This window comes from Streptosporangium sp. NBC_01755, assembly GCF_035917995.1.
In the GTDB taxonomy this organism is placed as follows: Bacteria; Actinomycetota; Actinomycetes; order Streptosporangiales; family Streptosporangiaceae; genus Streptosporangium.
Map to the genome: position 1 here is coordinate 2,107,224 of NZ_CP109131.1, position 8,764 is coordinate 2,115,987.

Here is an 8,764-nt window from a genome sequence, read left to right on the forward strand (position 1 = left end):
AACCTCCGCCCGGCACCTTCAAAAGCCCGCGCCCGGCACCACCGAGAACCCGTGCCCGGCACCTTCAAAAGCCCGTGCCGGGCACCGCCAAGGGTCCGTGCCCGGCGCCTCCGATGGCTGGAAACGGTCGGCGGAGCGCGTTCCGACCTACCCATATAACCGACAAATCGCTACTTTTATCTCACCCAGATCTGCACGTTTTCCCGACACGCATGGTGATAGCGGACATGGGCATGGGTTGGGACACCCGAATAGGGCAAGGTAGGGGCTATCGATCTACAGGAGTAGCCATGAACGCGCACTTGGATCTGGACCGACTCGCGGGCGGAGCGCACCACGATCCGCACTCGATCCTCGGGGCGCACCAGGAGCCCGAGGGTGTGACGATAAGGACGCTGCGCCCGCTGGCGCAGCAGGTCGAGGCGCTCGTGGACGGCGAGGCCCACAACATGAGGCACGTGGCCCACGGCGTTTTCGCGGTGACGCTCCCCGGCCGCGACAAGATTCCCGACTACCGGCTCCGGATCACCTACCCCGGTGCCGAGCCCTACGAGACGACCGACCCCTACCGGCACTGGCCCACGCTGGGCGAGGTGGACCTGCACCTCATCGGCGAGGGGCGCCACGAGCGGCTCTGGGAGACCCTCGGCGCGCGGGTCATCCGGCACGAGGACACCGATGGCACGGCCTTCGCCGTGTGGGCGCCCAACGCCCGCGGCGTCCGGGTCATCGGCGACTTCAACCTCTGGGACGGCGGCGCGTACCCCATGCGCTCGCTCGGCAGGTCGGGCGTGTGGGAGCTGTTCATCCCCGGCCTCGGCCCCGGCGACCGTTACAAGTTCAGCATCCTCGGCGCGGACGGGATCTGGCGGGCCAAGGCCGACCCGATGGCCCGGCGTACCGAGACGCCGCCCGCGACCGCGTCGGTGATCGACAAGTCGGAGTACACCTGGCGGGACGAGGAGTGGATGCGGCGCCGCGCGGACAGCGTCGCGGTGCGGGAGCCGATGAGCGTCTACGAGGTGCACCTCGGCTCGTGGCGGCCCGGCCTGTCGTACCGGGAGCTGGCCGTCGAGCTGGTCGACTACGTGGTGGACATGGGCTTCACGCACGTGGAGTTCATGCCGGTGGCCGAGCATCCGTTCGGCGGCTCCTGGGGCTACCAGGTGACGTCCTACTACGCGCCGACCGCCCGTTTCGGCTCCCCCGACGACTTCCGCCACCTGGTCGACAGCCTGCACGAGGCGGGCATCGGAGTGCTGGTCGACTGGGTGCCCGCGCACTTCCCGATGGACGACTGGGCGCTGGCCAGGTTCGACGGCACCCCGCTGTACGAACACGCCGACCCCGCGCGGGGCGAGCACCCGGAGTGGGGCACCTACATCTTCGACTTCGGCCGCAGGGAGGTGCGCAACTTCCTGGTCGCCAACGCGGTGTACTGGCTGCGCGAGTTCCACGTCGACGGGCTGCGCGTCGACGCGGTGGCCTCGATGCTCTACCTGGACTACTCGCGGCGCGAGGGCGAGTGGACGCCGAACGAGTACGGCGGCAGGGAGAACCTCGACGCGGTCGAGTTCCTCAAGGAGATGAACGCGGTCGTCTACCGCGAGGCGCCGGGCATCGTCACCGTCGCCGAGGAGTCGACCGCGTGGCCGGGCGTCTCACGCCCGGTGCACCTGGGCGGGCTCGGCTTCGGGTTCAAGTGGAACATGGGCTGGATGCACGACACGCTCGCCTATCTCAAGCACGAGCCGGTCTTCCGCCAGTATCACCACCACCAGATGACGTTCTCGCTGATGTACGCGTACTCGGAGAACTTCATGCTGCCGCTGTCGCACGACGAGGTGGTGCACGGCAAGGGGTCACTGCTCGGCAAGATGCCCGGCGACGAGTGGCAGCGGTTCGCGAACCTGCGCACGCTGTTCGCCTTCATGTGGGCCCACCCCGGCAAGCAGCTGCTGTTCATGGGCGGTGAGTTCGGCCAGGGCTCGGAGTGGTCGGAGGAGCGCGGGCTCGACTGGTGGATGCTCGGCTTCGACGGGCACAAGGGGGTGCAGCGGCTGGTCCGCGACCTCAACCGGGTCTACAAGGACTCTCCCGCCCTGTGGAGCGTGGACGCCTCCCCGGCAGGGTTCCGCTGGATCGACGCCGACGACGCGCTGGGCAACGTGTTCTCCTTCCTCCGCTACGCCGAGGACGGCTCGGCGGTGGCCTGCGTGGCCAACTTCTCCGGCGCCCCGCACGATGACTACCACCTCGGCCTGCCCTTCCCCGGCCAGTGGGAGGAGGTGCTCAACACCGACGCCTACGACTACGCGGGCAGCGGCGTGGGCAACCTCGGCGCCGTCGAGGCCGTCGAGGAGCAGCGCCACGGCCTGCCGTACTCCACCACGCTGCGTGTCCCGCCGCTGGGCGCCCTCTGGCTGCGCCACCCCGGCGCACCGGAGTCCACGGCGGAGCCCGCGGTGGAGATCGTTCAGGCCGCCGACGAAACGCTCTGACCAGTGCGGATGGTGAGAAATTTCTCACCATCCGCACTACTAGAGATCATCTTCCGAAGTTCCGGCCGCGACCGGCAAGATAGCCGAGCTCAACATCCGGCCCCGCCGAACCCCCGGCTTCCGAAGCCTCGCCGATGTCTGCGATTCACCACCGGGCACGGCGGCGCACCGGCCGGGGGCATCCTGGGTGTCGGCAGCGCAACCTCGGGGCACGCCGTGTTCTCGATCGCGGTGCGCGACGTGGCGGCCGTGTGCGCGGCGGTCGAACGGCTCGGCGGCACGGTGGTGCTCCAGCAAGCGGCCTCCGGCGATGGACCTGCGAACGCCTATCTACGCGACCCCGCCGGCAACCTGTTCGGGGTGTTCTCTCCTCCCACCCTGGCGTGAGCCCCAGCAGCAGGGGGCTGAGCGGCTCACTCCAGAAGACCGCCGCGGACTCAGCCCCCTGTTCACCACCCGCTTCCCCGAAACCTTAAATCGGCCTTATATCCGTGAACGAGGCATTGACCGTCGGCAAAGGAGAACCTACGCCCTGAAATCAATAGGAAACTTTCCTATTAGTACGGGAGCTTGGAACTCTCTGACCTGGAGCGACCCTTGCGACGAATTGCCATCGGCTCCTTCATCGCAGCGGCGGCGCTGCTGATTCCCCTGGGGATCGGCACCGCGACGGCCGCCACACCCGCAACCGCGACGTACTCGACCGCCTCCGACTGGGGCTCCGGCTTCGAGGGCAAGGTCATCGTCAAGGCCGGCACGAGCGCACTGACGAGTTGGCGGGTCGAATTCGACCTCCCCGCCGGCAAGTCGATCAGCTCGGCCTGGGACGCGGACATGACCAAGAGCGGGAACCACTACACCTTCGTCAACAAGTCGTGGAACGGCGCGCTGGCGGCGGGCGCCTCGGTGAGCTTCGGCTTCAACGGCGCGCCCGGCGGGGTGTCCGGCGTGCTCAACTGCACGCTGAACGGCGCCACCTGCGACGGCACCGGCGGCCCCGCCCCGACGCCCACCCCGACTCCGACCGTCGACCCCACGCCCACCCCCACGCCCACCCCCACGCCGACCCCGACCGTCGACTTCAACCAGCTCCGCAAGCTGAAGAAGGCGTACCCGAACATCAAGGTGCTCTTCTCCATCGGTGGCTGGACCTGGTCCGGTGGCTTCACCCAGGCCGCGGCCAACCCGACCGCGTTCGCCAACTCCTGCTGAGGACTACAAGGTCCTCAAGACCAAGTGCCCGGCCACCGGCACCGTCGCCGGCACCGCCTACGGCTTCTGCAACGGCCAGTGGTGGGGCTACGACACCCCCGCCACCATCACCGGCAAGATGACCTACGCCAAGAACCAGGGTCTGGGCGGCGCGTTCTTCTGGGAGACCAGCGGCGACACCGCCAACGGTGAGCTCATTACCGCGATGTCCAACGGACTCAAGTAATATTTCGATCACTCGGCCCTCCGTGTGCGTCACGCCGCGGGGGGCCGAGCATTTTTCCGAGAAGATCCTCAAAATCCGGGGCAAAGTATTCACTCGGCGCATACGGCTGTTTAGACTCCGAAACGCCCGTTTGATCCCCCGGAGGACGTGTGCGAGTTCGAGCCCTCGTGGCCATGGCGCTGGTTTTCAGCATCGCCCCTGCGGTACCCGCCCTCGCCGAGAACTCTCCGGCTCCCCCAAGCGCCTCCGCGAGTCCGTCCCCCGCCCCGGATGAAACCGGCGGTCAGGAGACGCCCGCCGACGTACCGGCCCCTCCCGCCGACGGCGAGGCCCAGCCTGGTGACGGCGGGACCCCACCCGGTGAAAGCGGGACCCAGCCTGGTGACGGCGGGACCCCACCCGGTGACGGCGGGACCCAGCCTGGTGAAGGCGCCCCGCCTGGTGAAGGCGCCCCGCCTGGTGAAGGCGCCCCGCCTGGTGAAGGCGCCCCGCCTGGTGAAGGCGAGGCCCAGCCGAAGCTGGAGGCGGGGCTCGCCTCGGAAAGCGAGGGGGCCCGGGTGATCGTTGAGCTGGCGGCCCCCGAGGAGGCGGCGCCGGTCGCCGGGGAGGCGGAGCGACTCCCCGACGCCCAGGTCGTCCTCGAACCCTCCGGTACCTCGTTCATCGTGGTCGAGGGCAGCGGCGAGTCGCTCGCCAAACTGGCCGAGGACCCGCGCGTCCTGTCCATCCGCCGCGACCGTACCTACTCCCCCGCCTCGCTGGGTTCGCTGGGCTCGTTGGGCTCACTGGCCTCCAGCCTGCAGGTGATCGGCGCGGACAAGGCACACGCCGCCGGGACCAAGGGGGCGGGCCAGACGATCGCGATCATTGACACCGGGATCGACGCCGACCACCCCGACTTCGGGGGCAAGGTCGTGGAGCAGGCCTGCTTCTCCGCGACGGACGAGGGCGCGCAGTCCCTGTGCCCCAACGGGCAGACGAGCGACCCCGGATCCGCCGACGCCGAGACCCCCGCCTGCGTCCACGGGCAGGTCAATCTCTGCGACCACGGCACCCACGTGGCGGGCATCGCCCACGCCGTCGCCCCCGACGCGGACATCGTGGCGATCCAGGTCTTCAGCAGGTTCAACGACTGCGACGACGCGGGCGGAGCCTGCCTGAGCGCGTTCGAGTCCACCATCCTGCTCGCCCTGGAGCACGTCGCGAAACTCAAGGAGGGCGGCAGGAACGTCGCCGCGGTGAACCTCAGCCTCGGCGGCGGCCTCTACGAGAGTGCCTGCGACGCCGAGCCCGAGGTGGCGTTGTTGAAGAGCAGGATCGACGACCTTCGCGCCAGGGGCGTGGCCGTGGTGGCCGCCGCCGGGAACGAGGGCGTGGTCGGTGCCGGGGCCCCCGGCTGCCTCTCCGGCGCGGTGACCGTGGGCGCGACGGGCGACGACGACAACATCCCCTACTGGTCCAACCACGGCTCCGTGCTCGACCTCTTCGCCCCCGGCCTTGAGATCGACTCCGCGGTGCCGGGCGGCGGCCACCAGGTCTACAGCGGCACCTCGATGTCCACCCCGTTCATCACCGGCGCCCTGGCGCTGATGGCCCAGAAGGCCCCGGGTACCCCGGACACGCTGGAGGCCGCGCTGAAGACCGCGGGCCGGCCGGTCGTCTACGTCGGCGTGACCACCCCCCGCCTCGACTTGAACGCCGCGATCGCCGGGGGCACCCCCGGTGCTCCCGTCACTCCCCCCGCCCCTGAGATTCCCTCCGACGACCCGGGCGAGGATCCCACCGACGACCCCGACCCGGAAACCGGCACGGAGCCCAGCCCGGAACCGAGTTCGGGTCCCGCACCCACACCCACGCCGACCGACCCGGTACCGACGCCGATCCCGCTGCCGACGGTGACGGTCACCGTGACGGTGACCGTTCCCCCGGCGACGGCTCCCACGGTGTGCACGCGCGGCAAGTCCGCGAAGACGCTGACCGCCGCGCAGTGGGCGACGGAGATCAGCCGGGGCAAGGGGACGATCCCGGACGCGACGCTCGGCTGCTACCTCGGCCTGGTGAGCAAGGCAAGCAAGGTCTTCTCCGAGGTCACCCGCGCCTCCACCCTGGGCACCGCGTACAAGGTGCTCAAGCCGGCCAAGAAGACGTCGAAGGCCAAGCTGGAGAGCGAACTGCTGGCCGCCTGGCTGAACTGGGCGAACGGCGGGGTGAACTTCACCGCGAAGATCAAGGAGACGGCGACGCTGAAGACGGTCCTCACCTCGGTGGAGAAGCAACGCCTGAAGGGCACCTCTCCCGCCGCGTCCACCTCGCTGCTCAAGAAGAAGGTGAACGCCCGCCGGGCCGCGTGAATCTCGCCACACCCCACAAGCCCGGCACCGCCGGTGAAGGGCCGCCATATCGCTTGCCCGGAAAGCGGCGAACCTCCACCGATCCGCATAAGCCCGGTATGTGTCGCTTAGGGTGAAGGACATGGACGCGACCAAGGTGATCATCGATACCGTCGACCGGTTCAAGCAGCGGCGTACCGCTCCACTGGTCCTTGAACTCGACCTCACCGAAGGTCTGACCGACGCTCCCCCGTCGGATCCGCTGGGCGCCATCCTCGCGATGCGCAAGACGAGCCTGGCCGACGTACTGGCCGGGCTCAAGCGTGCCAGGAAGGACGACCGGGTCAAGGCCCTGATCGTCAAGATCGGCACCCAGTCACCGGGGCTCGCGGTCGTCCAGGAGCTCCGCCAGGCCGTCGCCCTCTTCCGGGCCTCGGGCAAGCTGACCGTCGCGTTCGCCGAGAGCTTCGGCGAGTTCAGCGGGGGCACCGTCCCCTACTACCTGGCCAGCGCCTTCGAGCGGGTCTACCTCCAGCCGTCCGGCGACGTCGGGCTCACCGGCATCGCGATGGAGCAGCGCTTCCTGCGGGGCGCGCTCGGCAAGCTCGGCGTCGAGTACCAGCTCGGCCAGCGGCACGAGTACAAGACGGCCGCCAACGCCTTCACCCATGACCACATGACCGACGCCCACCGCGAGTCGATGGGCCGCATCACCGAGTCGGTCACCGAGCAGGTCGTGGCGGGCGTCGCCGAGGGGCGCGCGCTGGAGCCCGCCAGGGTACGCGAGCTGATCGACCAGGGCCCGTTCATCGGCTCCGAGGCCGTCGACGCCGGGCTCGTCGACCGGATGGCCTACCGCGACGAGGTCTACGACGAGGTCAAGCAGGCCGTCGGCGACAACGCGCTGCTGCTGTACGTCGGCCGCTACGCCAAGGCGCTGACCGCGAAGAAGCTCCCGCACCCGGGCGAGCAGGCCGTCGCGCTGGTCCGCGGCAACGGCGCGATCCGGCTCGGCCGCAGCGGCCGCAGCCCGATGGGCGGTGGTGGCGCGATGGGCTCCGACACCATCTGCGCCGCACTGCGCGCCGCCCGCCGCGACGACAGCGTCAAGGCGGTCGTCTTCCGGGTCGACAGCCCCGGCGGCTCGTACGTGGCCTCCGACGCCATCTGGCGCGAGGTCGTACTCACCCGCAAGGCCGGCAAACCCATCGTGATCTCGATGGGCGACCTGGCCGCCTCCGGCGGATACATGGTCTCGATGGCCGCCGACGTCATCGTGGCCCAGCCGGGCACGCTCACCGGCTCCATCGGCGTGTTCGGCGGCAAGGCGGTCATCGGCGGCCTGCTGGAGAAGATCGGCGTCACCTCGGAGATCGTCGGCGAAGGTGCCAACTCCGGGATGTTCTCCCCCACGAACGCCTTCTCCGAGGCGCAGTGGGCGCGGATCAACGCCTGGCTCGACCGGGTCTACGACGACTTCGTGAACAAGGTCGCCGAGGGTCGCGGCCTGACCCGCGAGCGCGCCCACGAGCTGGCCAAGGGCCGGGTCTGGACCGGGGCCGACGCCCTGGAGAACGGACTCGTCGACGAGCTCGGCGGCCTGGAGGACGCCCTGGCCGTGGCCCGCAGGAAGGCCGGCCTGCCCGTCGACGCCCCGGTGCGCGCCTACCCCAGGCTCAACCCACTGGAGCGGCTGCGCCCCGCGGAGTCCAGCGAGGACAAGGCCGCCGCGCTGGCCCGAGTCCGCGTGGAGGCGTGGGGCCCGCTCGCCCATCTCGCCGGCGAGCTGGGCCTGCCCTCGTACGGCCCGCTCATCCTGCCGGGTTCGTGGACGATCCGCTGACCTTCTTCACCGAGAGAGCCGCCCCGTTCGGACGGGGCGGCTCTCTTGCCCGTACGAAAAGGACGAGCGGCGACCCACCAGGTCAGCGGTAGCGGCTCCGGTAACGCGACAGCGGCGGAACGGACGTGTCGACGTAGTCGATCCCGAGGACCCTGGCGATGAAGAGCGTGTGATCCCCGGCCGGGACGACCTTGACCGTCTCGGCCTCCAGCGCGGTGACGCCGCCGTCCACGATGAGGGCCCCGCTCAGCTCGCCCCGGTGATGCGGCGTGCCCGCGAGCAGCAACCTGGCACCGGGACGGCCCGCGGTCGCAAACCGGCTGGCGATCGCCTTCTGCCCGGCCGACAGCACGCTGGCGGCCCAGCGGTCGTGCCGGAGCAGCAACTCGTTGAGGTATCCGGCGTTGTCCAGGCTCACCATCACCAGCGGCGGATCCAGCGAGATCGAGGTGAGCGTGGCGACCGTCGTCCCCACGTCATCCCGCTCGTCCTTCACCGTGACGACCGTCACCCCGGTCACCACCTGGGCCATGGACTCGACGAACTCGTTCATGCGGCAATCATCCCGGAGCCGGGCAGATGCTCCGCCACCGCCCGGCAAGGCCGCCGTCTCAGATTTTTGCCGGGCAGGACCGTGACGGCACCAGGCGAT

7 protein-coding genes are annotated in these 8,764 nt (G+C 69.8%); 6 read left to right on the forward strand and 1 reads right to left on the reverse strand.

The annotated features are described in order from the left end of the window. Positions 1 to 290: 290 nt before the first annotated feature. The 6 genes from glgB (at position 291) to sppA (ending at position 8,112) form a co-directional block, all read left to right on the forward strand. A complete protein-coding gene (gene glgB / locus OG884_RS09560; protein WP_326644204.1) occupies positions 291 to 2,501 on the forward strand; it encodes a 1,4-alpha-glucan branching protein GlgB in 2,211 nt (736 codons plus the stop codon). 216 nt (positions 2,502 to 2,717) lie between these two features. Beyond that, positions 2,718 to 2,888, forward strand: coding sequence for a VOC family protein (locus OG884_RS09565; protein WP_326644206.1), 171 nt, complete (start codon positions 2,718 to 2,720; stop codon positions 2,886 to 2,888). Between the two features lie 210 nt (positions 2,889 to 3,098). Next, positions 3,099 to 3,713, forward strand: a complete 615-nt coding sequence (locus OG884_RS09570) for a cellulose binding domain-containing protein (RefSeq protein WP_326644208.1) — start codon at positions 3,099 to 3,101, stop codon at positions 3,711 to 3,713. Continuing rightward, complete coding sequence (locus tag OG884_RS09575; RefSeq protein ID WP_326644210.1) at positions 3,661 to 3,939, forward strand: glycosyl hydrolase family 18 protein; 279 nt, start codon at positions 3,661 to 3,663, stop codon at positions 3,937 to 3,939. The genes OG884_RS09570 and OG884_RS09575 overlap by 53 nt, the downstream gene beginning before the upstream one ends. A 557-nt stretch (positions 3,940 to 4,496) precedes the next feature. Further along, positions 4,497 to 6,290, forward strand: a complete 1,794-nt coding sequence (locus OG884_RS09580) for a S8 family peptidase (RefSeq protein ID WP_326644212.1) — start codon at positions 4,497 to 4,499, stop codon at positions 6,288 to 6,290. A gap of 121 nt (positions 6,291 to 6,411) precedes the next feature. Beyond that, positions 6,412 to 8,112: a signal peptide peptidase SppA gene (gene sppA, locus OG884_RS09585; RefSeq protein ID WP_326644214.1), complete on the forward strand. Its 1,701-nt coding sequence runs from the start codon at positions 6,412 to 6,414 to the stop codon at positions 8,110 to 8,112. 82 nt (positions 8,113 to 8,194) lie between these two features. Here the strand turns inward: sppA and OG884_RS09590 are convergent, their stop codons facing one another. Further along, positions 8,195 to 8,665, reverse strand: a complete 471-nt coding sequence (locus OG884_RS09590) for a flavin reductase family protein (RefSeq protein ID WP_326644216.1) — start codon at positions 8,663 to 8,665, stop codon at positions 8,195 to 8,197. Positions 8,666 to 8,764 lie beyond the last annotated feature (99 nt).